The organism is Serratia aquatilis, assembly GCF_044865145.1.
Lineage (GTDB): Bacteria > Pseudomonadota > Gammaproteobacteria > Enterobacterales > Enterobacteriaceae > Chania > Chania aquatilis.
Genome location: NZ_CP173186.1, coordinates 1,338,083 through 1,361,931, shown reverse-complemented (window position 1 = coordinate 1,361,931; position 23,849 = coordinate 1,338,083). Strand labels below are relative to the sequence as shown.

At 50.5% G+C, this 23,849-nt stretch carries 18 protein-coding genes; 7 read left to right on the top strand and 11 right to left on the bottom strand.

What is annotated here, in order from left to right; all coding sequences use genetic code 11:
- Positions 1 to 198 precede the first annotated feature (198 nt).
- Positions 199 to 942: a 6-phosphogluconolactonase gene (locus SAQUA_RS06135; RefSeq protein ID WP_380673920.1), complete on the top strand. Its 744-nt coding sequence runs from the start codon at positions 199 to 201 to the stop codon at positions 940 to 942.
- A 65-nt stretch (positions 943 to 1,007) separates the two neighbouring features.
- On the opposite strand, the gene SAQUA_RS06130 is transcribed toward SAQUA_RS06135, so the two are convergent.
- Positions 1,008 to 1,457, bottom strand: coding sequence for a flavodoxin (locus tag SAQUA_RS06130; RefSeq protein ID WP_380673921.1), 450 nt, complete (start codon positions 1,455 to 1,457; stop codon positions 1,008 to 1,010).
- A 34-nt stretch (positions 1,458 to 1,491) separates the two neighbouring features.
- Positions 1,492 to 2,259 carry a tRNA pseudouridine(65) synthase TruC gene (gene truC / locus SAQUA_RS06125; RefSeq protein WP_380673922.1) on the bottom strand — a complete coding sequence of 256 codons (768 nt, stop codon included), beginning with the start codon at positions 2,257 to 2,259 and terminating at the stop codon, positions 1,492 to 1,494.
- 427 nt (positions 2,260 to 2,686) lie between these two features.
- Between truC and SAQUA_RS06120 the strand changes: the two genes are divergently transcribed.
- Both SAQUA_RS06120 and SAQUA_RS06115 read left to right on the top strand, forming a co-directional pair.
- Complete coding sequence (locus SAQUA_RS06120; protein ID WP_380674184.1) at positions 2,687 to 2,908, top strand: DUF6500 family protein; 222 nt, start codon at positions 2,687 to 2,689, stop codon at positions 2,906 to 2,908.
- 860 nt (positions 2,909 to 3,768) lie between these two features.
- A complete protein-coding gene (locus SAQUA_RS06115) occupies positions 3,769 to 5,055 on the top strand; it encodes an alpha/beta fold hydrolase (protein WP_380673923.1) in 1,287 nt (428 codons plus the stop codon).
- 98 nt (positions 5,056 to 5,153) lie between these two features.
- Here SAQUA_RS06115 and pbpC read toward each other — a convergent pair whose 3' ends face one another.
- The 4 genes from pbpC to SAQUA_RS06095 all read right to left on the bottom strand — a co-directional run bounded on the left by pbpC (position 5,154) and on the right by SAQUA_RS06095 (position 14,611).
- Complete coding sequence (gene pbpC / locus SAQUA_RS06110) at positions 5,154 to 7,520, bottom strand: penicillin-binding protein 1C (protein WP_380673924.1); 2,367 nt, start codon at positions 7,518 to 7,520, stop codon at positions 5,154 to 5,156.
- A gap of 58 nt (positions 7,521 to 7,578) precedes the next feature.
- Positions 7,579 to 13,578, bottom strand: coding sequence for an MG2 domain-containing protein (locus tag SAQUA_RS06105; protein WP_380673925.1), 6,000 nt, complete (start codon positions 13,576 to 13,578; stop codon positions 7,579 to 7,581).
- Positions 13,579 to 13,681: 103 nt separating this feature from the next.
- On the bottom strand, positions 13,682 to 14,140 hold the full coding sequence (locus tag SAQUA_RS06100; RefSeq protein WP_380673926.1) for a hypothetical protein: 459 nt from the start codon (positions 14,138 to 14,140) through the stop codon (positions 13,682 to 13,684).
- Between the two features lie 141 nt (positions 14,141 to 14,281).
- Positions 14,282 to 14,611: a YqcC family protein gene (locus tag SAQUA_RS06095; protein WP_380673927.1), complete on the bottom strand. Its 330-nt coding sequence runs from the start codon at positions 14,609 to 14,611 to the stop codon at positions 14,282 to 14,284.
- Positions 14,612 to 14,775: 164 nt separating this feature from the next.
- Here SAQUA_RS06095 and SAQUA_RS06090 point away from each other — a divergent pair, with 164 nt between their 5' ends.
- A complete protein-coding gene (locus SAQUA_RS06090; protein WP_380674185.1) occupies positions 14,776 to 16,014 on the top strand; it encodes an MFS transporter in 1,239 nt (412 codons plus the stop codon).
- Positions 16,015 to 16,265: 251 nt separating this feature from the next.
- Here the strand turns inward: SAQUA_RS06090 and SAQUA_RS06085 are convergent, their stop codons facing one another.
- Together SAQUA_RS06085 and syd are read right to left on the bottom strand one after the other, a co-directional pair.
- Positions 16,266 to 16,832, bottom strand: coding sequence for a hypothetical protein (locus SAQUA_RS06085; RefSeq protein WP_404413162.1), 567 nt, complete (start codon positions 16,830 to 16,832; stop codon positions 16,266 to 16,268).
- A 227-nt stretch (positions 16,833 to 17,059) separates the two neighbouring features.
- Positions 17,060 to 17,608: a SecY-interacting protein gene (syd, locus tag SAQUA_RS06080; RefSeq protein WP_380673929.1), complete on the bottom strand. Its 549-nt coding sequence runs from the start codon at positions 17,606 to 17,608 to the stop codon at positions 17,060 to 17,062.
- Between the two features lie 62 nt (positions 17,609 to 17,670).
- Between syd and queF the strand changes: the two genes are divergently transcribed.
- The 3 genes from queF (at position 17,671) to xni (ending at position 21,182) form a co-directional block, all read left to right on the top strand.
- A complete protein-coding gene (gene queF / locus SAQUA_RS06075; protein WP_380673930.1) occupies positions 17,671 to 18,516 on the top strand; it encodes an NADPH-dependent 7-cyano-7-deazaguanine reductase QueF in 846 nt (281 codons plus the stop codon).
- A gap of 460 nt (positions 18,517 to 18,976) precedes the next feature.
- Positions 18,977 to 20,341 (top strand): nucleotide 5'-monophosphate nucleosidase PpnN, encoded by a 1,365-nt coding sequence (ppnN, locus tag SAQUA_RS06070; protein WP_380673931.1) that lies wholly within the window; start codon positions 18,977 to 18,979, stop codon positions 20,339 to 20,341.
- Positions 20,342 to 20,417: 76 nt separating this feature from the next.
- Positions 20,418 to 21,182: a flap endonuclease Xni gene (gene xni, locus SAQUA_RS06065; RefSeq protein ID WP_380673932.1), complete on the top strand. Its 765-nt coding sequence runs from the start codon at positions 20,418 to 20,420 to the stop codon at positions 21,180 to 21,182.
- A gap of 205 nt (positions 21,183 to 21,387) precedes the next feature.
- On the opposite strand, the gene rlmM is transcribed toward xni, so the two are convergent.
- The 3 genes from rlmM to SAQUA_RS06050 are packed head-to-tail and all read right to left on the bottom strand — an operon-like array spanning position 21,388 to position 23,849.
- Entirely contained in the window at positions 21,388 to 22,491 is a 1,104-nt protein-coding gene (gene rlmM / locus SAQUA_RS06060) for a 23S rRNA (cytidine(2498)-2'-O)-methyltransferase RlmM (RefSeq protein WP_380673933.1), read from the bottom strand.
- Positions 22,484 to 22,879 carry a DUF423 domain-containing protein gene (locus SAQUA_RS06055; RefSeq protein ID WP_380673934.1) on the bottom strand — a complete coding sequence of 132 codons (396 nt, stop codon included), beginning with the start codon at positions 22,877 to 22,879 and terminating at the stop codon, positions 22,484 to 22,486. Before SAQUA_RS06055 ends, rlmM begins: the two co-directional genes overlap by 8 nt.
- A 52-nt stretch (positions 22,880 to 22,931) precedes the next feature.
- Positions 22,932 to 23,849 carry a transcriptional regulator GcvA gene (locus SAQUA_RS06050; protein WP_380673935.1) on the bottom strand — a complete coding sequence of 306 codons (918 nt, stop codon included), beginning with the start codon at positions 23,847 to 23,849 and terminating at the stop codon, positions 22,932 to 22,934.

The window sequence follows — 23,849 nt, the reverse complement described above, 5'->3', positions numbered from 1 at the left end:
AGGGTTAGCTGGTAGTCAGACTGAGTCCCTTAATGACGTGATAGACAAGTCGTTAAGGGACTCAGTCTGAAAGGATTGTTACTGCTTACGCAGGCAAAACCTAATTCCTTAACGCTTATGGCTTCGGCTTCGAGTAGTTAAGGGGTTAGGTTTTTTTTGCCTCCGCGCCAAGACACCAGAATCGCCTAAGGAAAACTGATGAAAATAGAATTATTTCCCAATATAGAAAAGCTCAATCAGCAAGCGGCAAATCACATTCTGCATGCGATGCGTCAGCATCTTCACTTCAACTTTGCCCCTACCGGCGGTTCGACTCCTTTAGCCCTGTACCAGTTACTCACCCCCCATCTGCGTGAAAGCCAACGCTACCAACACGTCCATTACTACACGCAGGATGAAGTTCCGTTCCATCCTTTTGAGAACGACAAAGGTGCTATTTATCAACACTTGCAACGCCATCTTTTCACGCCCGCCGGTATACCTGATGAGCGTATCCATGCTTTGAACGGAAGTAATTATCTTCATGCGGATCGGCAGATAGCGAACAATGGTGGCATCGATCTGTTAGTGCTTGGCCTCGGCAGCGACGGACATATCGCAGCTAACCTGCCAGGTACACCCTTTGACAGTGAGGCGCATAGAATTGCCATAGATCGTAAAAATCCAGCACTGATGGCCATACTGGCAAATGAAGTAGGCGGCAAGGATCTGGTACCTGACGCCTATTTCTCACTGGGGATCAAAACCATCATGCAAGCTAAAAATATCCTGCTGCTGGTAACTGGGGAGAACAAAGCGCAAATACTCAAACAGGCGCTGGAAGGCCCGCTGACGGAAAAGGTCCCGGCTTCGATACTGCGCTTTCATCCAGCATGCACACTGTTTGCCGATGTTGCCGCAGCACAACTGCTAAAGGAAGTAAATGTATCGCAAGGGCTTTGAATTACAGGCAAGTTAGCTGTGTGATGTGCCTGGTAGCCAGCCACCAGGCACCGGATCAGAAGGGGTTATTTTAGCAATGCGCCCCACTGTTCGACCCACGGGCAGGACACAGCTTCTGGTTCAGGCTGTTCCATCGCATCGATCTCCAATACCTCTCCCACTCGCGTCGCGCCTTGCTCTTGCAACAGCACATCAAAGGCACGACCGGCCCCGCAAAAGTTATCGTAGCTGCTGTCACCAAGCGCGATGAGTCCATAACGCAATTCTGGCTGATAACCAACCTGATCACGGATCGCATGGAATAACGGTGCAATACTGTCCGGCAAATCGCCCTGCCCGGTAGTGGAGGTGATCACCAATGCATAATGCTGGCGGTAAAACTGCCAAGCTTCCAATCCCCCCTCTTCAAACAGCTTGACCTCGTGGCCCTGCTCCTGAAGGATAGTTTCCGCTTCTTCCGCAACCAGCAATGAGTTGCCGTAGACCGTACCTACAAAAATGCCGACCTGAGCCATCAATCCTGCTCCTCTGATTATCCTGAAAAAATGTTCAGCTATCCTGACCGCTAGCCAACGGAAACTCAACCCCGGCAAGTTCAGGGACAACGTCGAGCCAGCCAAACTGAGCCATAACACCTTGCCAGGCGGGATCCCATGGCGCAGAAATCTGCAGAGGTTCACCGCTGATAGGGTGACTCAGTTGAACATGGGTTGCATGTAGCATTAGGCGAGAGCAAGAGAAGTGTTGAGCCATTCCCCGGTTTTGGCGGAGATCGCCATGAGCCGTATCCCCAATGATAGGATGACGGATATGCACCATATGGCGGCGTAGTTGGTGTTTACGGCCAGTTTCAGGCTTTAGCTCAACCAGGCTATAGCGTGAGGTGGCGTAACGACCAATGGCCACCGGCATTTCAACCGTTGCTAAGGGCTGGTAATGACTGACCGCCGATTTAGGGCCTTTCTCCGGGTTGGCATGCTTGTCTGCCAGCTTGTCCAACTCTTCTGTTAGCGCGTAATCGATAGTTCCCCCCTGCAATACATAGCCCCGTACCACTGCGTGATAGGTTTTCTGTACCTGATGCTGCTCAAACTGTTGCGATAGCAAACGCGCCACATCGCTGGACAGCGCCATCAGCAACACGCCAGAAGTGGGGCGATCGAGACGGTGGACAGTAAATACGTGTTGCCCAATCAGATCGCGCACGGTTTGCATAACAAACTGTTTTTCATGGCGATCAAGCCAACTGCGGTGCACCAGCCAGCCAGCGGGCTTGTTGATGGCAATAAGATGTTCATCCTGATACAAAACCTGCATAGATACCTATTCTTAATTAACGCTAAAGGGTCTGATTTATTATTGTATTCATTTTACTGATACCTACTAAAAATGCTCGATATTAGGCTGTGTCCCTTAATTGCCCGTGGTGCCGTCGCAGACCCAAAAGCCCGTTATCAAGGCGGAGGGTGAAGGGCAGAGTGGCCCTCTGTTCAAGCCCGACAACACAGAAAACGGGCTTTTGGGGCGCGACCCTTCGGGCTGGGGCCATTTGCGCGCATTGCTGCGTTGTTCGCCGCTTATTGGGTCCACCAAACCTCGCGGCTCACGCCTTGCCCTGTGCGCAAATGACCGCCAGCGGCGCTCACGTGCAATTAAGGGACACAGCCTAGCGTGTATTGTATGCCGCAATCGCAGGATTTGATTGGTCAGAATAGTCCGAACAACCATCAGTAACGAGGCCATGATGAGAAAGACGCTAAAGGATAAGATAATTCAGGTTTGCGATGACAAGATCGCTGCCAAGGGAAGTAACGTAGGACTTTCATTTTATGCTTTTTTCGCTAACAAAAACGATGATCCTGAACTATTGATGGAGGCAGCCTGCTGGTGGATCCAGGAAATGAAACTGGATCACTTTGAAAAGGCGATGAAAATAAAGGCACTTGTTGTTTCTATGCAAGAATAAAGCACAGCTAGGCTGAATGGGGAGCGGCGGTGTTGCTCGACTACCGCTAGCAAAAGAAGTTGCCAGTAACTTTATGGGTATGAAAGCACCATCAACTAGGCTGAATATACCCGTAACCCTTCAAGCTGCATGGGTGTTGGCTGCGTTACTCGGCCCATGCTGGGCCTCGCCACTTCGGAGCCGCTGCAAGCAGCGTTCAAATCTGCTTGGCAGATTTGTCGCTCAGTGGCCGCCTACATGCAACTTGAAGTAACTTGGGTATATAAGCTCACCATGCATCAAGCTACCAGTTCTTTGCCATTGTTAATTAACTGAGAAACTAATAACTCATTAACTACAGACTACAGTTAAACTCCCAAGTAAAACATTCAATAAAAATTACACCATAAATATTTATGAAAAGAATAATCCTATAACTATGAACCACAATAAACTCAGTAACATCTTTGCTCTTAGTCATATGCTGTTTTTATAAGACAATACTGAAATAACCTGACAGGTAAAATATCATACCCACTTAAAAGTGACTATCGAATGTCAAGACGGATAACATTACAATAATTTATACTTATCAATGGATAAGCCCCCTCACAATACTGTTGAAACTTTGAGAATTGCTAAATTTTTAGCCAGATAACTATTTTAAAAATGCGCTGCTCCTGCTAGGCTGGATATACCTGATTAAAAGTCAGGGTTATTCTTTTTATCAATATAAAATTTTTATTCATTGAAGATTTTCACGCTGGGATCCGCCATAAAAACGGCCTGATTAGGCTATAGTAATAAACCTTGGGACAAACCGCTTGCGTTATAAGATGACCAACAGGAAGAATATAACAAGCAAATCAGGAAGAAGAAACATGAGCATTGAAAGAGAATACTTACTTCCAGCAATATGGGTTCGCGAACATATCGTTCAGGTTCCGCTTAACTGGTTCGATAGCCAGGATACCCGCACCATCGATATCTTTGCACGTGAACTGGTTGATCCGACTCAACGCGATGAACAGTTACCTTGTCTGTTATTTTTACAAGGTGGCCCTGGAGGTAAAAGTCCACGCCCTACAGCACGGAGCAGTTGGATCGCAGAGGCACTGAAAAGTTACCGGGTGATCTTGCTCGATCAGCGCGGCACAGGCCGTAGCAGCCGTATTGAAGGCAAAAGCCTGGCAGGGCTGACTGAAATTCAGGCTGCAGATTATCTGGCTTGTTTCCGCGCCGACTCCATCGTGGCTGATGCCGAATATTTGCGTAAGAACTGCTTTGGTAATCGCCCGTGGAGTACATTAGGGCAAAGCTACGGTGGCTTTATCACCCTAACCTATCTATCTCAGGCACCAGAGGGCCTTCATTGCTGCTTTATGACTGGTGGCCTTGCCAGCCTTCAACCCGATGCTGATGAAGTCTATGCGCATACCTACCCACAGGTGGTAGCCAAAAACCGTATTTTCTATCAACGCTACCCCCATTTGGAGGCACAAGTTGGTCGTATTGCCGACAAACTTGAGCAGGAAGAAGTGCTGCTACCCGACGGAGACCGTCTGACAGTAAGGCGTTTGCAAAGTCTGGGTATCGATCTTGGCATGAGTGAAGGCTATGAGCGGCTGCTTTGGTTGTTTGACGAGGCTTTTAATCCCGACGAGCAGCTCAGTGATACATTCCTTGCGCAGGTGATGGCATTGACCAGCTATGCGGAAAATCCGCTATTTGCAGCACTGCACGAAAGCATCTACGCGCAGGATAAAGCCACAAACTGGGCCGCACAGCGCCAACGAGATAATTTCCAAACTTTTGCCGAAGACAGACGCCCACTCTACCTGACAGGTGAAATGATCTATCCGTGGATGTTTACCGACATTGCAGCACTACGTCCTTTTAACGAACCGGTTAAAATCCTGGCTGAGCGTAGAGTTTGGTCACCGTTATACGATAGCGATCGTTTACTGGAAAACCGGGTTCCCGTGTTTGCCGCTATCTATTTCAGCGATATGTATGTTGACTTGAAGTTATCTTTGGCGACAGCTCAACAAGTGGGTAGTCTGACCCCTTGGATAACAAACGAGTATGAACACAATGGGTTACGTGTCGGTAATGTTTTTGGCTATCTACAGAACATGGCTAAAGAAGCTGGCGTTTTCCCAAAATAGCAGGGCCAATAAATGCAAAAGGGGCTGTATGTTGCCCCTTGCTAACCCATTAGGCTCTTGAGCTGCAGAGCGGCGCAACTAAGGGGCACCGTCTAGTATCAATTCACCAACTCAATCATGATCAGGCGACTATCGGCTCGCCCATGATCATCCACCGCGCTGATTCGATAATGCCCGTTATTGATCGGCCGCCAATCGATGGTTTTTTTACTGGCGCTGCTGCCAAGATAGATATCGTCCACAAACCAGTAAATGGTTTTACTATCGGCATCCGTCACCGCGTTAAACGCGATTTTGTCACGCCCCTGCTGCGACTGCCGTAAGGTATAAGTGGTATTTTTCAATGGTGAAGTAATACGCGGGGGATTGCCACCAGCATCAACCCCATTATCCTTGCAATGGCTTACCGGGGGAGCCCGTTTGGGTAATCCAGCCTGAGCGAAGACATTTGCCAGATCCGAAGGCCAGAACTCGAACACTTCGGTGCGAGTTTGTGCCTCGTCATAGGGCGGGCAGGCAACGTCACCGCTTTGACTATCCAACACCACCGGGCGATAGACAGTATCTACCTTTATCGGTGACTTACCGGGAATAAACCAGGTTTTACCTTTTTGCTGACACCACTGCGTAGGCAAGTTGCCGCTGGCCAGGCAGATCTCTACCCGTTTCAGCTGTTTCGGGAAGGGATGTTTTGGCTCCTGTAACCCGGGATAACTGGCATTAACGCTATCGATAATATTGAAGAACAGCGGAGCGGCTGCGTCAGCGCCGACAAAAACGTTATTGCCTTTGCTATCAAAATTCCCTTCCCACACCACCAATATATAAGGCCCAAAAATTCCGACACTCCACGCATCGCGAAACCCCCAGGAAGTGCCGGTTTTCCAATATACCGGCAATGATGAAGGCCTTTGCGCCAGCGTGTCGCCAGGACGACGATGCTGGCTCAACATATCCAGCGTAATAAAACTGGCCTCTTCGCTAAGCAAGCGTGTCGGTTGGGGATAGACATCATTTTTCTGCATACGTAAAGGACGTAAGAACCCTCGATTAGCCAATAACGCATACAGTTTGGCCAATTCTTGCGCTGTAACCTCACCACCACCCAATACCAACGAAAGGCCATAATGGTTTTCACTGGCCATATTCGCGATCCCGGACAGGCTTAAAAACTGATAGAACGTTGGTTGGCGCAGTTGCGACGCCACATAGACAGCGGGAATATTGCGGCTGAAATTCAGCGCATCGGTTGCAGTGACCGGCCCCAAAAAACGCCGGTCAAAATTCTCCGGTGCATAAGCACCGAATGACGAAGGGACATCCTTCAGGATAGTCATCGGATGCAGTACGCCCTGCTCTATCCCCAACGCATAAATAAATGGCTTGAGCGTTGAACCAGGAGAACGTTTGGCGTTGGTGCCGTTTACCTGGCCCTGAATTTCCCGATTGTAGTAATCGGCAGAGCCCACCAGAGCACGTATCCCCATATCTCGGCTATCAACCAGCAGCACTGCGGCATTATGTATACCTCGGCTCTGATTACGGGCAATAAATGCGTTCACCTGTTTTTCAATCAGGCGTTGTAGCCCCGCATCCAGCGTGGTGTCTATACGGGTATCGCGTTGCACCAACCGCTGAGTCTGCTGGCGCAGTTGTTCGATAAAATGCGGCGCAATATAGGGCATCTGCTCCGGTTGGCGCAGCGCTAGTGGTAACTGGAACAGCGCTTTCTGGCTAGAGTCTGTGTCATAAACCTCCTGCCAACGCTGGAACAGGCGATTGCGTGCCTGTGTCAGCGCCTCCCCCAGAACGCCTGTTTTAGGATCAATGCGGTAGCTTGGTGATTGGGGTAAAACAGCAAGCGTCAGCGCCTCCGGCAATGTTAGATCCTGTGGCGCTTTAGCAAAATAGATCAGACTGGCCGCACCTATACTTTCAATATTGCGGCCATAGGGAGCGTAATTCAGGTAGGCTTCCAGAATATCTCGCTTGGAATAGCTCAACTCCAGTTGGATAGCCCTTAGCACCTGCACCACTTTTCCTCCCGGCGTGCGGGTATTCAGATGCCAATGCATCCGCGCCAACTGCATGGTGATAGTAGAGCCCCCCTGTATTTTGCCACCTGCCACATAACTGCGCCAAAAACCACGCAGCAGGCTAACCGGGTTAAAACCGGGGTTGTAATAGAACCAGAGATCTTCATGCAACAACATGCCCTGCACTGCTAAAGGCGAGATCTTTTCCAGCGGTGTCCACAAACGATAACGATCATCATTAGCCAGAGTGATCCGCATCAATACGCCATGGCGATCGTAGTAAACAGAGGAAAAAGGGATACCCTGGTAAAGGGGAGTGTGGGGCCACAGCCGAGCACCAATGATCCCCAGAGCCAGTAGGAATACCGCCATCAGAATATTTTGCAGCCAACGTTTTGTCGCCGCAGAGAATACAGGAAGGATTTTCATTAATTCTCAATACATACAACTGCCCCGCGGAAAACCAATGCGGGGCAAAGACTGCTGCTTAGTGGCTTGCTGCCGGTACAACAACCAGTTTACCGCTACCGATTGACATAGCCTGCACTTCGCGATCGTACATAGCTTCACCATAAGCCGGAGGGATCACAAAACTACCGGTATTGGTCGCTTTAATCTGGTAAACAAACTCCTGAACCTCAGTGCTGGCGTTACCATAGATGATCACCCTATCCTCGCGTATATCGCTATAGTCCGGTGCCCAGGTTGAGCCTGATGCCGCCAGCGGCGACTGCCATCCTCCTTCAGGATCTGCATTGTCATTCCCTTCCCCCTCATCGCTGGCAGGTTCAGGTGCAGTTTGCTGTACAACCTCAAACCCGCCGGGTAACAGATCGACAATCGCCAGATTATTCTGCCCTTCTTTCGAATTCGCACGTATCTTCAAGTGGACATTGATCCTTTGCCCCAATGTCACCTGTGTCACCGGTTTGCCCTGCTCGTCGGTATAGTCGCGGGTGATTTCCAAGCCTCGAGCTATCGCCTGCTGCGGCGCAGTAAGATCGTAACCGGCCTGCGTGACCACATACCAGGCAGGAGCATCGCTGGTATTAGCGAAACGAATGGCCTGCGCATCGGTATCAAACTGGCCTTTGGCAAACAGCCCAGCCAAGGTAGAAATAACCTGCGGCGCGACATTCGCTTGCTTACCAACCTGCGCAATGGTCAGTGTATCCGTTGCGGAAGATGCTTTTGCTGCCAACTGCACAGAATAGCTCTCCAGTGCCAAAATACTCATCGCAGAAGAATAGGTGGTATAACGCTCTTCTCTCAATGCCTTAACCATGTTCTCCAGCACTTGCGGAGGGATGGAAGAGACCTTCTCCGGGAAGTGGCGGGTGATCAGGTATAGTCGCGTCGCATCCTGCACCAGCGGATCAAAATAGTTCTGTGTCCACCAGCCCTTATCATAGGCACTGCTCAATTGCTGCCAGCTCGGCTGCAACAGGCTGTTCGCTTCATCATCCATTTTTAACAGGCGATAAGAAGATGCCAGGTACAAGGCGCTCAGGTCCGTCTTCCAGCTATCCGGATAGAGTTTTTGTAGCGTCGCCTGTACCGAGGCCAACGCGTTAGTGGTGATCTCGCCTTGCAAGGTCAACAGATAAACCGCCCAGGTCCGCAGGCGCAAATGGTAGAGATCATCATAGCGGCTTGCCGCCAACGCTCTCAGCGCACTATTGGCCTCGTCCAGCATGCCCACAGGCAGCGCATAACCTGCCGCTTTGGCTTGCAGAAGATATTGCACCACGTATGGCGTGACAAACGGATCGGTGACTGGTGATGAACGCCAAGCACCGATGGCACCATTGTCATTCTGACGTGAACGCAGCACGCCGAGCAGGTTTTTAAGCTGCTGGCTGACTTCGCTCTGGCTCAAGCTACTTATCATTTCCGGATGCTGACTTTGCATTATCATCGGGATAGACCGGCTGACAATTTGCTCAGAGCAGTAATACGGGTAATCCGCCAGATACTGGGACAGCCCACGGGTAAGCACTAAAGGTGAATGAGATACCGCCGCGTTACGCAGCGCAAAGGCATCAAACATCTGCCGCAGGTTATCAATATTCTGACTGCTGCCATTCATCCGGCCCATTACCGATTGTGTGCGATATGGCATAGCAGGACGTACCGAGGTACTGATGGTACGGCGACTGGTTTTGTCACCATAGCGTGCATCAAACACCAGCGGCGCATCTCCAAGTACCGACCTTGCCCGCAAACGGAAGTTGACCACACCTTCGCGTTTCTCCGCCAATGACAGGCTTTGCTCTGCGTTACCCACGACTTCCAGTTGCGCTGGCGGTGTCAGATGGACACTGATCGCTACCGGTTGGCCATTTCCACCCTCAAGGTTGTTGCTAACACCCACACTGACGTCAAATTCATCCCCTGGTGCCACCATGGCAGGCACATTAGGCGTCATGATGAAGTTGTCACGCACCGTTGCAGAAGTCTGAGCCTTACCGATTTTGTCTGGTGTAACAGAAATCGCCATCACACGGATTTTGCCATTGAAATAATCCGGCACATGGTAGTCAAACTGCTTCTCGCCGTTAACAACGGTAATGCCAGACCAAAAGGCCACCGCTTTATCACGCTTGCGTTTGAACGGATTGAGGTTGAGATCCAACCCTTCCCCCGCATCGCCGCCAGGTGCCGCCGAAAGCGCCATCAGCTTGCTGAATTCCGGCAGGATCAAATCGAGGATTTGCGAGCTTTCAACGCTCAGTTCCCGCTTACGGAAGAAGTACTCCAGCGGGTCTTTCAGGCGATAACGTGCCACCTGCAAAATCCCCTCATCCACGGCAAACAACGCCACGTGTTGAGGGCCGTCGGTTTTCACAGTCATCGCCAGATTTTCTCCTGGCTTGATCACCGCAGGAGCAAGCACTTCAAGACTGTTCTGACGGGCTCGCGTACTGATTTTAAAAGGCACCACGCCATAGCTCAGCGGGCTCATGAAGATTTCGTTGGAGTTTATATCGCGTACAAACTGCACATTGATATATCCGTTGCCTTCCATACCTGCCGGAACACGGATTTTTTGCACCGAACCAGTGGTTTCTGTATGGAACCACTGCCAGGCATAAACCCGATCTTTTTCGATGGTAATCAAACCGCTGCCCGTATAAGGCGCGTTAATCGAAACTTCAATTTCTTCACCCAGCTGATATTCCGCCTGGTTCAGTTTCAGCTTCAGTTCAGCATTGCGGTCCAACGAGCGGCTAAGGTTGGCATTACCCGCTACGCTATAGGCGACTCGGTTAAGCACCTTACCCTGCGCATCTTCGATCACCAGCACAAAGTCCCCTGGCGTAGCCGTAGCCAGCGGCAGGCCGTTACCTTGCTCGGTGAGTGATAATGGCTGCTCCGATAGCTGAACTTCCTTCATCTTCGACTGATATTTATAAACTCCTGAGTCCTGCTTGGTCAGCACTGAGATGTATTTCTGTTCAAGCAACACCAGCTTCAGGTCAGACAGTGCAATCTGTTTCAAGGAAGGATCAACAGCGATCACGTTCAAGTTTCGCACCGCCCCACGGTTGATATAGCCTAAGTCACCGTCTGGCTTGACGCCGATCAGATAATCATAAGGGGACACCAACACCCGCGCAGTAGCAGCGACCGAGCGCCCACTTCCAGCCACAAAGGCTTCTGACAGTAATTGAAGCTGGTAGGTAGCATCTGCGTAAGACTTCAGATCCAGAGGAATATTGGCAACACCCTGCTCATTGGTGGTTCGATCTTCCAGTTCCGTTTCGAAACCATCACTGTTTTGGCGGTCCTCAAAGAAAACATAGTCCGGGAACCGCTCAAAACTCGGATACATTGGCCTTAACGTTAACTTAGATGCCACTCGACGATCCTGAGCTGGCGTTCCAAACAGGTTCTGAACATCAATGTTTGCCTGTAGCTCCGAGGGTTTTACCCACCCTTGCTGGCGGTTTGGCGTCAACTCCAGCTTCACTTTCAACTGGTCAGGCTCAAACTCTTTCACGTTAACGGCTGTATGGCCAAGCAAGGCTGAAGTGTTGTTATCTTTACCAATCAGATACAAATAGATATTCCACTCACCCGTTGGAGCATTTTCATCGGTGGTGAAACTTAATTCATTGAAACCGCTGTTGCCAAGGGTTAAAGGCACCGTGCTCATCAGCTTATCCCGCGGATCGCGGATCTCGGCACGAACCGGCACACCAGCCAAGGCTACACTCCAGTCTGCCGCTCGGGTAATCAAACCAATATTGAAAGTATCACCTGGCCGGTAAACCCCTCGGTCAGAGAACAGATAGCTGCTCAGAGTACGCGGATCGAACGGGGTTTCTTCCCCCTGAATATCAAAGCGCGAGAAATCGAGACCGCGATCGTTATAACGGTTGGTTGGCAGGAACGATACATCGCCATCTTTTTCCACCAGGAACATCACCGGTTGACGTTCATTGGTATACACGTCTAACGAGGGGAAGCTAACGTGCCCATTGGCATCGGTGATCTGGCTGAGGAGCGCCACACCATTTTTGGCAATCACCGAAACTTTTGCATTGCTGACCGGTGTACCACTATGAATCGACTGCACAAAGATATCGCGCGTTTTATCCTGAGAACGCTTGGCAATGATCCCCAGATCGGTCACAACAACAAAACGAGAATCACCAACCGCAGGAGACTCATCTCCTTCCTCTTCGCTTTGTTCGCTCTCTTCTTCATCCGCCTGCGGCTTTTTCTTTTCTGGCTGCCACTCAGACAGCGTTAACAGGAAAACACCACGATGAGAGTCCTGGTTGGTAGACAGGTAGCGGGAGAGATCAATCCCCTGATAATTCACTTCACCCGGCTTATCGTTCTTGATTGCCGTCTGATAGGTAAAATGCTCGGTAAAGTACTCATCGTTTAGCTGATTAAACTGAGCGGATGAATATTCACTGCTTTTGAAAGAGACAATGTGCTGCAATTGGCTTGGGATCACCCGCTTGATATCCAGACGCAACCCAGGCACATTGCGCGCCGCTACGCTGATTTGCTTGTCACCATTGACCGACAATAGAGACCCCTGTGACATAAACTGCAGGGATTTTGGATAATCCGGCACTTCTACAATGCGATAGGTTTTTTCCGGCATTTTATAACCGCCCGATGAAGTCATCAGGTTTTCAATTTCTATCAGCATAAAGCGATGAGCGGGGGCATCAAACTTGAAGCTGAACTGCGGCTGATAAACATCTTCAGCATCATTTAATGTCAGAGTCAGCGCCGTCGACTGAGCAAGAACGCCCTTATCGATGCTTTCAGTATCTCCCCACTGATAGAAATCATCAGGATCTTTACTGGCATCGTTATCGTTTGGATTATGTTGCGGCAACAGCCAGGCTTTAACAGCACGCCCAATATCTTTATCTTTTACCGCATCACTGAAGGCGACGATCAGCGCCCGCTGACTTTGGCTCCCCTCGTTGTCTACCACCAGTGCACTGGTATCTTTCACTTTGAGGCTATAGAGAGTTGGTAAAGATACCCAGTTATTCTTCGCTTGCGCGGTCGCATTGGCTGGTACTACCGAGCGGATGCCCTGGCCCAGCGCAAGATGCACCTTACCACCATGATCAAGCGCTTTCAGCGGCTCTGAGTGGACCCAGGCATTCAGTTTCTTCTCGTCATAAACCAGCGAAAAATTGAGCTTCTTCTCGGATTTGGCATTCGCTTCTGTCAACCCCAAGGCAATCTGCTTTTCAAAACTAGCAACGTCTACAGGCGCATTGAATTTAACGTTAAATATAGCGCTGCGCTTCTGGGGATCTTGCGGATCCTGATAGTATTCGGCCTGGCCCAGCTGATAATCAAAAGCGGGAGCATGAAAGCTATAGCGGGTATTAGCGAGTTTAATCTGTGGGGCCAACAATACGGAAGGCTCCAGTTTAATCTCATACTGCGTTCCCATGGGTAAAGGGTTTTTAGGGGTAAAGGCCAAGGTCCAGGCATTGTTCCACTTCCACTGCCCTTCAATAGCAGGGCTGATCGTCACGCCTTTATCCACTGCTTTACCAACATCGGTGATCGGCGCCACGGAATTTTTAAAAGTGAGCAGGATTTGCTGTGGCACCGATTTCTGTAATGCGTAATTGATGGCTTCAGGATCGGTCACTCGCACGCTGGTTTCCTGGTAAACCATAGGGGCAGGTTCGATAGGCTGTGGCTTGTTCAGCCACCAGTGCCAGCCGTAAAAAGCGCCACCGGCAACACCGAGTATGACCAATAACGCCAGGCTTACGGCTTTCGGGTATTTGTCTATCCCACTTTCCAGACGCATAAAAACGCGTTTAACCATACCGGACAACGCTGCCCACCAAACCGGAGCGCGCCAGTCAAGGTTACCTACCACTGGGCTGAAAATCCGCCCCAGCAGTACCAGGATCATAGTAATGAGACGAAAAAACCCTTTTATCAACGTAAAAGGCAGACGAAGGATGAACTTCAACAAATCCATGGTTACATCACCTTATGAATCTTGACTGACACGCATGGGAACAGCATTTATGCCGGCAGCAACTTGTACCACAAACAACTCGCTACGACCCTCGGCACCAATGTCAAAACAGCGATGACCACCAGTCACCCAAACTTCCCATAATCAGCGGTAACACTACCGCAATCAGAACAATGACTGCGATCACACCAAATGCAAATACCGCCATCTGAAAAGCTAATGTGCCTGCACCGAGCATGAGCGCACCAGAAACCGCCCGCCGATTTTCTCTGCGTGCTCCGCCAATGACGCCAAAGATCACCGAAGAAGCCGCAAGTATGGCAATAACGACTTTCAATAGCTGGTCGAGATTATAGTGAGGCTGCAGAGGGCTCTCAGAAACTCTATGACCCGTCAGCGAAGCTAATAATGATTGTTTAATTGCCACCGTTTTACTGGCAACCAGGCTTTCCAGCGTTGGCTGGGGAGAAAATGGGCCGGCATAGAAATGCACCATCGCCAGCAGCAAAGCAATGCTACCCACTGCGATACCTATCCAGCCGAACAGGTCTTTTTTGAACATGAAGAAACCTTCCGTGGTTACCATCAGCTAAAGCATTCCAACTGCATTATCCAACATTTTCATGCTGAGGCGAAAAACATCTTTTAACGATGCGAAGTGAACGACATTTATGCTTTTAGGTTTTGCACACTTACAAACTGATTATTGCGGCTCTTTATTAAGCAATGCATCCAGTTGTTGTAGCAGCACCAACAGTGGTATACAACTTGGCTGCCTATCCTTTAGCGCCACCTCAAAGTAAGGTGCAATAGCAAAACGCGTTGGTAAAGGCGCACCGCTTTCCAGCAATGCATACATCCGTGGTAACAGCACCCACTGCAACCACTCTTCTGCCAGCATACTATCGACACAGAAAGGTTCCATGCTGGAAAACGCTGCTGCCTCAGGCGGTGCCGCCTGCCACAAAGTTAATTCCTGCATTGACTGCTCAATCGCCTGTAAACTCTGGCGAACCTTGTTTTGTATACTCATTTACATTCCCGAACTGCTTATCATGGATTATCGAACAGAAGGGAGCATAACACTTCAGGCCCCCAGACTAGGCCAGGTTCATGAAATCTGCATATTTTATCTGGTGGTGCCGCACATCGCACGGCACAATACGCGCATCCAATAAACCACCTATGACGAAAGACATGTCCGCAATCTCACCAACTAAAAATCATGCAACTCCCGGTAAAGCCATGCTGGCTTCGGTGACCGGTTATGCCATGGACGGCTTCGATTTGCTGATCCTCGGCTTTATGCTGCCGGTTATCACCTCTGAATTGGGCCTAACCTCATCGGAAGCCGGTTCGCTGGTAACCTGGACCCTTATCGGCGCAGTGCTCGGCGGGGTGATCTTCGGCCATCTCAGTGACCGTTTTGGCCGCATCCGTGTGTTAACTATCACTATCCTGATGTTCTCTCTCTTTACGGGTTTGTGCGCTATAGCCGTTGGTTACTGGGACCTGCTCGCTTACCGGACATTGGCTGGCATCGGGTTGGGGGGCGAGTTCGGTATTGGTATGGCTCTGATTGCCGAGGCCTGGCCTGCGGAGAAACGCAACCGCGCCTCAGCCTACGTCGGTATGGGATGGCAACTCGGTGTACTTGCGGCGGCCTTCCTCACGCCGCTGCTATTACCTTATATCGGCTGGCGTGGCATGTTCCTGGTTGGCCTGTTACCAGCGCTGGTTTCGTTCCTTATACGCCGCACCATGGGTGAGACAGAAGAATTCACGCAGCAGAAACCCAGTGAGCAACATCTTTCATTCACGCAACGAATAAAACTGTTATTTAAAGATCGTGCTACGAGTAGGGCCAGCCTAGGGATTTTTATCCTTTGCTCGGTGCAAAACTTTGGTTATTACGGATTGATGATCTGGATGCCAACCTATCTGGCAAAGAACTTTGGCTTTTCATTGACTAAATCTGGCGTCTGGACCGGCGTTACGGTTATTGGGATGACCTTCGGGATCTGGCTATTCGGCATTCTTGCCGATCGTTTTCCTCGTTGGATTATCTTCGTGATCTACCAGAGTGGCGCTGTAGTGATGGTTATTTGCTATGCGCAACTCAGCGACCCTACCCTGATGCTATTTGCCGGTGCACTGATGGGAGTGTTTGTTAACGGTATGATTGGGGGGTATGGCGCTCTGATTTCCGATACTTATCCAGTACAGGCACGCGCCACTGCACAGAATATCCTGTTCAATCTTGGCCGGGGTGTTGGTGGGCTTGGGCCATTGGTCATCGGAGCGTTAGTCACGCAAGTTTCTTTTACCGCGGCTATCAGCCTTCTGGCTAGCATTTATCTACTGGATATTTATGCGACGCTATTCCTGCTACCGAAGAAACAGACCACGGGCGACACATTGGGAGCTATTGGTTAACGGTTTTCGCCATTCGAGGGCTCTGGCCCTCGAAGCAACTTGCCAACCGGGTAAATCCCCCCACCCAATATGGATGAAGTCCAATCAACTTATTTTGGCTATTTTTTGCCAGACAAAAAAGTGAGGGCACTGCGTTAACAGTGCCCCCGGTTCGTTTCGTAGCTATCCTGCTACAAAGCGTGCTCCCTGCTCAATCCCTGAAAACTTTTCCATCTTCCTCGGCCATCCTGACCAAACAGTCCTTGATATTCCTAAAGCGTATTCCTTACGCGGTTCCTCGGTCTTCCTAACCCACCAGTAGTCCAGTACTGGCTCTCAATCTCCTTCCTGGAGGTGTCCTTGGTTTCAATCCTGAAACATCCTGAGCGTCGTCCTAACGCCAATCCATTCTCACTCTTCCTGAGTGTGTCCTTCTCACTCTTCCTGAGTGTGTCCTTCTCACTCATCCTGAGTGTGTCCTTCTCACTCATCCTGAGTGTGTCCTTCTCACTCATCCTGAGTGTGTCCTTCTCACTCATCCTGAGTGTGTCCTTCTCACTCATCCTGAGTGTGTCCTTCTCACTCATCCTGAGTGTGTCCTTCTCACTCATCCTGAGTGTGTCCTTCTCACTCATCCTGAGCGTGTCCTTCTCACTCATCCTGAGCGTGTCCTTCTCACTCATCCTGAGTGTGTCCTTCTCACTCATCCTGAGTGTGTCCTTCTCACTCTTCCTGAGCGTGTCCTTCTCACTCATCCTGAGTGTGTCCTTCTCACTCATCCTGAGTGTGTCCATTTCTTCTTCCTGAAGCCGCATCATCCTGATGCTTTCCTGCTCCACCCGACTCCTGTTCGGTAGACATAAGATCGCTTAATTCCGTACCAATCACAAGGGCGTGTAGGACAGATTACAGCGAACTTCAATTAGGTATTATTCTTAGTCCAATTTAAACAATTGATCTGGATAGTAATAAGTCCAATCTAAGCCACTTCTATTTAAAAATTAAGCGCGATCTCTCACAGCTTTTGTAAGAGATGTCTCACACGCTCTAAAGAAAAAAGCGCAGGCTAAACAAAGCTTGGCCGTAAACCATCGAGGAAATTGCCCAAAGAAGCGGATAATACTACTCTTTTGTCGGTTCCAAACTGCTCAAGTACCACATTACCGCTCACATTACACAATGAAACCATCGCCATTTCAGATTCAGTGGTCGCCAGGAAAATCGTTGGCGACAATTTGAGGCGCTTTTGGGTAACCAGATGCCCGATCAGGTTTTCCTGCAGCCGAACGAAATCATCCTCACTCCAAACCTGTAAAAGCGTCAGTTGATGTTCAGCAAACTGCGCGCTCATGTCACCCGCATATTGCTGGGTATAAAAAGTGTGACTGTCCGGTTGCAACTCTATTTCCAACGCCTTTTCTACTTTCTCCAACGTTGAAACTGGGGTAAAGGGTTGCGGTAACCACAACACCACATCATCGCGATTTTCGACTATGCAAGGGGAAGCGATACCATACAACTCCTGACTGGCAGGGGCATGACCGCGTTGCTGTTGCCAGACATCAACATAGCGCTGGGTAAACTCACGCAGCGCGCTCGATACATCATGTTCCATATTTTTTCTCACATACGGTAAACTGGCGGCCATTGTACCTATCTATAACCAAGGTGACAGCCATGTCCTATTATCAAGATCACCAGGCTCTGTCAGCGTTGACGCTGGGTAAGCCAACCGCTTACCAAGACAGCTATGATGACTCACTGTTACAAGCCGTTCCGCGCAGTATGAATCGTGAGCCTTTGGGTCTCTATCCCGACAATCTGCCTTTTCATGGTGCCGATATCTGGACGCTGTATGAATTGTCCTGGCTGAATGCTAAAGGCCTACCCCAGGTCGCAGTAGGAGAAATCAGCCTGAATGCTGATAGTATCAATCTGATTGAGTCCAAAAGCTTCAAACTTTACCTCAACAGCTTCAACCAAACGAATTTCCCCGACTGGGAGAGTGTACGCACCACGCTGCAGCGCGATCTCTCAGCCTGTGCGCAAGGGGATGTCGACATTACCTTGTTCAGTATCGATCAGATTGAAGGCCAGCCAATCGCCCGCCTGGAAGGCGAGTGCCTTGATCAGCAAGATATCAGCATTGAAAGCTATCAGTTTGATTCAGGCTATCTGCAAGGCGCAACAGGTGAGCGCATGGTTGAAGAGACATTGGTGAGTCATCTGCTCAAATCAAACTGTCTGATCACCAACCAACCCGATTGGGGTTCAGTACAAATCCGCTACCGTGGGCCACAGATAAACCGTGAATCCCTGTTACGCTATCTGGTTTCTTTCCGCCACCACAACGAATTTCATGAGCAATGTGTTGAACGTATCTTCAACGACCTGCTTCGCTTCTGCCAGCCGGAGCAACTGAGTGTTTATGCGCGCTATACCCGGCGCGGTGGCCTGGATATCAATCCATGGCGCAGTAATGTGGCGTTTAAACCAACCTCAGGCCGCCTTGCGCGTCAATAAGGGGGATCTTTTAGCTGCGCGCGAGTGCCGCTGGCAATCATTTCAAACACCGATACCGTTGCTCAACAACTGAGCTAACAATCGGTTTGTATTGGTAAAAACCTGGATACAGCGGTAAGGTTAAATCAATAGCCTCTACTACATAGTCAGGCTATACAATATTCTAACCGTCGGGCACAAAAGGAAAAAGCGCAGAAAGCTATACCCAAGTGACTTCAAGTTGCATGTAGGCGGCCACTGAACGATGCCCTAGGAGCTTGGTAAACCAAGTGACTTGGGTGAGTGACAAATCTGCCAAGCAGATTTGAACGCTGCTTGCAGCGGCCCCGAAGGGGCGAGGCCCAGCATGGGCCGAGTAACGCAGCCAACACCAATGCGGCTCGAAGGGCGACGGGTATAAAAGGCTCACTTGCTGCCATACGGTCTATTACCGCGCCACAATCGGCGCAAAGGAGCTACCTTGATTACACATATCAGCCCACTTGGCTCAATGGATCTTTTGTCGCAGCTTGAAGTCGACATGCTGAAACGGACTGCCAGCAGCGATCTATACCGCTTATTCCGTAATTGCTCTCTGGCAGTATTGAACTCCGGTAGCCAGACTGATAGCAGTAAGCAGCTGTTATCGCGCTATGAAACTTTTGATATCAATATTCTGCGCCGCGAACGTGGCGTAAAACTGGAACTGGTTAACCCACCAGAAGAGGCCTTCGTCGATGGGCGAATCATACGCTCACTGCAGGCAAACCTGTTTGCCGTACTGCGCGATATTCTGTTCGTTCACAGCCTTTTTGTCAGCCCTGGGCGGCTGCCGCAGCTCAATCTGGAGAACCCGAGTCATATTACCAATCTGGTATTCTCCATCCTGCGCAATGCCCGTACGTTGCACCTTGATGAAGATCCAAATCTGGTGGTGTGCTGGGGCGGTCATTCGATCAATGAAAATGAGTACCTTTATGCCCGGAGAGTGGGTAGCCAACTGGGCCTGCGCGAACTGAACATCTGTACCGGCTGCGGGCCTGGGGCAATGGAAGCGCCGATGAAGGGAGCCGCCGTGGGGCACGCGCAACAGCGCTATCACAATAGCCGTTTTATCGGCATGACCGAGCCTTCCATCATTGCCGCTGAACCACCAAACCCACTGGTGAATGAACTGGTGATCATGCCAGACATTGAAAAACGTCTGGAAGCTTTTGTGCGCATCGCTCACGGAATCATCATTTTCCCTGGCGGTGTAGGTACTGCGGAAGAACTGCTTTATTTGCTTGGTATCCTGATGAATCCAGAGAATAGCGAGCAGGTGTTGCCTTTGATCCTGACCGGGCCAAAAGAAAGTGCCGACTATTTCCGCGTATTGGATGAGTTCATCATGAATACGCTGGGGGATAAGGCGCGTCGCCATTACACCATTATCATCGATGATCCGGCAGAAGTGGCTCGTCAGATGAAGAAAGCCATGCCGCTGGTGAAAGAGAATCGCCGCAATACTGGCGATGCCTACAGCTTCAACTGGTCTATGCGTATTGCACCGGATCTTCAGTTACCCTTTGAGCCAACCCATGAAAATATGGCTAACCTCAACCTCTATCCGAACCAGCCTGCTGAGCAGTTAGCGGCAGCGCTCCGTCGCGCTTTCTCAGGTATTGTTGCGGGTAACGTGAAAGAAAACGGCATTCATGCCATCGAACAGTTCGGCCCGTACAAGCTGCATGGTGAGCCACAGATGATGAAGCAGATGGATAGTCTGTTACAGGGCTTTGTTGCCCAACATCGTATGAAACTGCCAGGAACGGCCTACGTTCCCTGCTACGAAATCGAAGCCTGATTGCCAATTCCGGGCGGCCTTGTTAGCCGCCCCTTCTTTTTGCTACCACCACCGCAGTTTTAAAGACGATGAGTCTATGCCTATACATCTCTTGATTGTTGATGCTCTGAACCTGATTCGCCGCATTCATGCCGTGCAGGGAACCCCTTGCCTGAATGCCTGCCGCCATGCGCTGCAGCAGTTGATTCAGCATAGCCAGCCAACCCACGCAGTAGCAGTGTTCGACGAAGATGATCGCAGCACCAGTTGGCGTCATCAAATCCTGCCAGATTACAAAGCCGGGCGCTCACCTATGCCGGAAAACCTGCAGCAGGAAATGCCACCGTTGCGTCAGGCGTTTGCCGAACTGGGCGTCACAAGTTGGCATTCACCGGGAAATGAAGCTGACGATCTGGCGGCCACGCTGGCGGTGAAAATTGCCGCTGGCGGCCATCAGGTGACGATTGTTTCAACGGATAAAGGTTATTGCCAGTTGTTGGCTCCCAACATACAGATACGCGACTACTTCCAGAAGCGCTGGCTGGATATGCCATTTGTGCAGGAGGAGTTTGGAGTGTTAGCGCAACAATTGCCTGATTATTGGGGCCTGGCAGGGATAAGCAGCAGCAAGATCCCCGGCGTCGTTGGTATCGGCCCGAAAACAGCGGCATTACTTTTACAGCAGCGAGAAGATTTGGATAGTCTGTATCAGCATCTCGAAGAAGTGCCTGATAAATGGCGTGGTAAGCTGTTGCAGCACCGCGAACTGGCATATATCAGCAAGAGAGTCGCCAGCTTGCGCACAGACCTGGCGCTGAATGGCAACCTGCAGCAACTGCGCCTGCAGTCTAATCAGGCTTAATTAATTTGCCAATTGGCCGTCAATCAACGGAGCGCTGTAAACAGCGCCCAGACTGTTGACAAACCCCGTTATTAGGGAGAGCGTGCCGATGGGGTCGTAACGGCGTAAGCCGTCGGAGCGCCTCTCGGTGCGCTAGGCCCGGGTATCTCGGGTCAGAAGGCGACTTTGTCATCAACCTCAGCGCTGTAAACAGCGCCCACTTGTCTTAATCGCGCTCGTCGCGGCGGCCAGGTATCGCCGACCACATTCGCCGCACATGTACGGTGATCTCTTCACGGTCGTGATATAGCTGCTTGGCATTCACCTCCGCACTGATATCCGCCGCGGCTAACGCTTCGCGGATACTTTGCAGATTCTGAGCCACTTCTTCGTAGCGTTTTTTCATCGGCAATTTCAGGTTAAAGATCGCTTCACGGCACCAACCGTTGATCAACCATTTAATCATCAGGCTGGTAACGCGTGCTGGCTTCTCGACCATGTCACATACCAGCCAGTAGATTTTGCTGCTGTCCGGCTCGAATTTAAAACCATCGGCTCGATGATGGGTGACCTGCCCTGTGTCCATCAGGCTTTGGGCCATTGGGCCATTATCCACCGAATGCACCATCATACTGCGCTTGACCAATTGGTAGGTCCAGCCACCAGGGCACGCACCCAGATCAACTGCGTACATACCGCTCGCCAAACGCTCTTCCCACTCGTCTGCCGGAATGAAAACGTGAAAAGCCTCTTCCAGTTTCAGTGTGGAACGGCTTGGCGCATCCGCCGGGAATTTCAAACGCGGGATGCCCATATAGAACGGGGAATTGTTGTTGCTGTAGGAATAGCCGACATAGCAACAGCCTGGAGCAATAAAGAAAACATGTACCACCGGACGATTAGGGTTTTCACGCGCCATCATCACTTTCTGCTCGCGCATAGCGGCACGCAGCGGCACCGTCAACTTACGGCAGAACTTCATCAGTTCTTTACTCTCGTTGGTATCCGGCACTTCTACCCGTAATTCACCACCGCGATCAACCACGCCAATCAGCATGCCGACAATCGGCGAAACACGGTCTTCTGGCGGTAAATCACGCAATAGTTCGCCAACCACAATCATCTGACGCGCAAAGATCAACTCACGAAACGGGACTTCCCGCGCCAAGCGATCGGCATCGTCTGGCTGATAGCATTCAAACAGCACATAACCGCTGTTATCTTTCACACGGGCAAAGCCAAAAACCTCTAATTGGGCGGCCCTATCGGTAATTTCAGCCGCGCACTCTTTTTCAAAACCGGGGCGGCAATACAACGCGATTCTATTCATGGCACTCGGCCTTTTTCCTCAGACGCAAAGCGCCAATCAACATCAATACCCAACCGATCAGGAAACATGTCCCGCCAACCGGCGTGATATAGGCCCAGAACTTCAGGTGTGACAGCGCCAGACAATACAGACTGCCGCTAAATAAAACGGTGCCGAGCGCCAACAGCGCTCCGCTCCAATAGAACCAAAGGCTGATCCGGCGCTGCATCACAACAGCCAAAGCCAGGATTGCCAGCGTGTGGAAGCCCTGGTACTCAAGACCGGTGCGGATCCAGGCCATTTCATTGGCCCCAAGTGCACCCGCCAAAACGTGTGCACCAAATGCCCCGAGAGCAACAAACACAAAACCGCTGATAGCGGCAAAAACCAGCATTGAACGCGTACCCATCGGTATTCACCTTAATCGAGGTTAACCAGCCGCAGCATTACCGCAACCTGCATTATTGTTCATAGCGAAAACGGAATTTTTCCTGCTCACTGGCCGCACGCGCAAGGATCCATTGACGAAAAGCGGCTATTTTACCCAGTTCTGCCTGGCTGTCATGGCATACCAGATAAAAAGCATTTTTGCTCACCAGCACGTCGTTGAAAGGACATACCAGCCGGCCGACTTCCATCTCTGTTTGCGCCATAACGTTATTAACTAAGGCAATTCCCTGACCATGAACCGCAGCCTGAACCACCATGGCACTGTGGCTAAAAATAGGCCCATGTTGCACATTAATGTGCTGTAACCCCAATTGACGGGTGTATGCCAGCCAGTCACGGCGCGAAGTATCATGCAGAAGCGTATGATAAGCCAGATCGCCCGGCACTTTTAGTGCATGATCGCCCGTCAACAGGCTTGGCGAGCACACTGGCAGCAGATATTCCGCATACAGACGCTCGGCCCGCACTCCAGGCCAGTTACCACGCCCATAGAAGATCGCTACATCAACATCATCTGCCAGTTTATCCTCTTCACGATCAATAGCCTGTATACGAACATCAATTCCCGGATAAGCTGAATTAAAACCTGAAAGGCGCGGCACTAGCCACTGAATAGCAAAGCTGGGTGGCAGGCTGACCGTCAGAGCTCCTTTGGCACTGCGCGCCTGAAGTTTGCGCGTTGCCTCATTGATTGAAGAAAAAATCTCTTTGATATCGAGGTAATAACTTTGCCCATCTTCTGTCAGTAACAGCGAGCGATTACGCCGCCGGAACAGTTTTAGCCCAAGGAAATCCTCCAGTGATTTGATCTGGTGGCTTACCGCTGCCTGGGTGACAAACAACTCTTCTGCAGCTTTAGTAAAACTCAAATGACGCGCTGCCGCGTCAAAAACTCGCAACGCATTGAGTGGTGGTAAACGTTTGGACAT

Excerpts from the sequence above, each read along its gene's own strand:
- SAQUA_RS06135 (WP_380673920.1), top strand. The coding sequence starts at position 199 with ATGAAAATAGAATTATTTCCCAATATAGAAAAGCTCAATCAGCAAGCG.
- SAQUA_RS06130 (WP_380673921.1), bottom strand. The coding sequence starts at position 1,457 with ATGGCTCAGGTCGGCATTTTTGTAGGTACGGTCTACGGCAACTCATTG.
- truC (WP_380673922.1), bottom strand. The coding sequence starts at position 2,259 with ATGCAGGTTTTGTATCAGGATGAACATCTTATTGCCATCAACAAGCCC.
- SAQUA_RS06120 (WP_380674184.1), top strand. The coding sequence starts at position 2,687 with ATGAGAAAGACGCTAAAGGATAAGATAATTCAGGTTTGCGATGACAAG.
- SAQUA_RS06115 (WP_380673923.1), top strand. The coding sequence starts at position 3,769 with ATGAGCATTGAAAGAGAATACTTACTTCCAGCAATATGGGTTCGCGAA.
- pbpC (WP_380673924.1), bottom strand. The coding sequence starts at position 7,520 with ATGAAAATCCTTCCTGTATTCTCTGCGGCGACAAAACGTTGGCTGCAA.
- SAQUA_RS06105 (WP_380673925.1), bottom strand. The coding sequence starts at position 13,578 with ATGGATTTGTTGAAGTTCATCCTTCGTCTGCCTTTTACGTTGATAAAA.
- SAQUA_RS06100 (WP_380673926.1), bottom strand. The coding sequence starts at position 14,140 with ATGTTCAAAAAAGACCTGTTCGGCTGGATAGGTATCGCAGTGGGTAGC.
- SAQUA_RS06095 (WP_380673927.1), bottom strand. The coding sequence starts at position 14,611 with ATGAGTATACAAAACAAGGTTCGCCAGAGTTTACAGGCGATTGAGCAG.
- SAQUA_RS06090 (WP_380674185.1), top strand. The coding sequence starts at position 14,776 with ATGTCCGCAATCTCACCAACTAAAAATCATGCAACTCCCGGTAAAGCC.
- syd (WP_380673929.1), bottom strand. The coding sequence starts at position 17,608 with ATGGAACATGATGTATCGAGCGCGCTGCGTGAGTTTACCCAGCGCTAT.
- queF (WP_380673930.1), top strand. The coding sequence starts at position 17,671 with ATGTCCTATTATCAAGATCACCAGGCTCTGTCAGCGTTGACGCTGGGT.
- xni (WP_380673932.1), top strand. The coding sequence starts at position 20,418 with ATGCCTATACATCTCTTGATTGTTGATGCTCTGAACCTGATTCGCCGC.
- rlmM (WP_380673933.1), bottom strand. The coding sequence starts at position 22,491 with ATGAATAGAATCGCGTTGTATTGCCGCCCCGGTTTTGAAAAAGAGTGC.
- SAQUA_RS06055 (WP_380673934.1), bottom strand. The coding sequence starts at position 22,879 with ATGGGTACGCGTTCAATGCTGGTTTTTGCCGCTATCAGCGGTTTTGTG.
- SAQUA_RS06050 (WP_380673935.1), bottom strand. The coding sequence starts at position 23,849 with ATGTCCAAACGTTTACCACCACTCAATGCGTTGCGAGTTTTTGACGCG.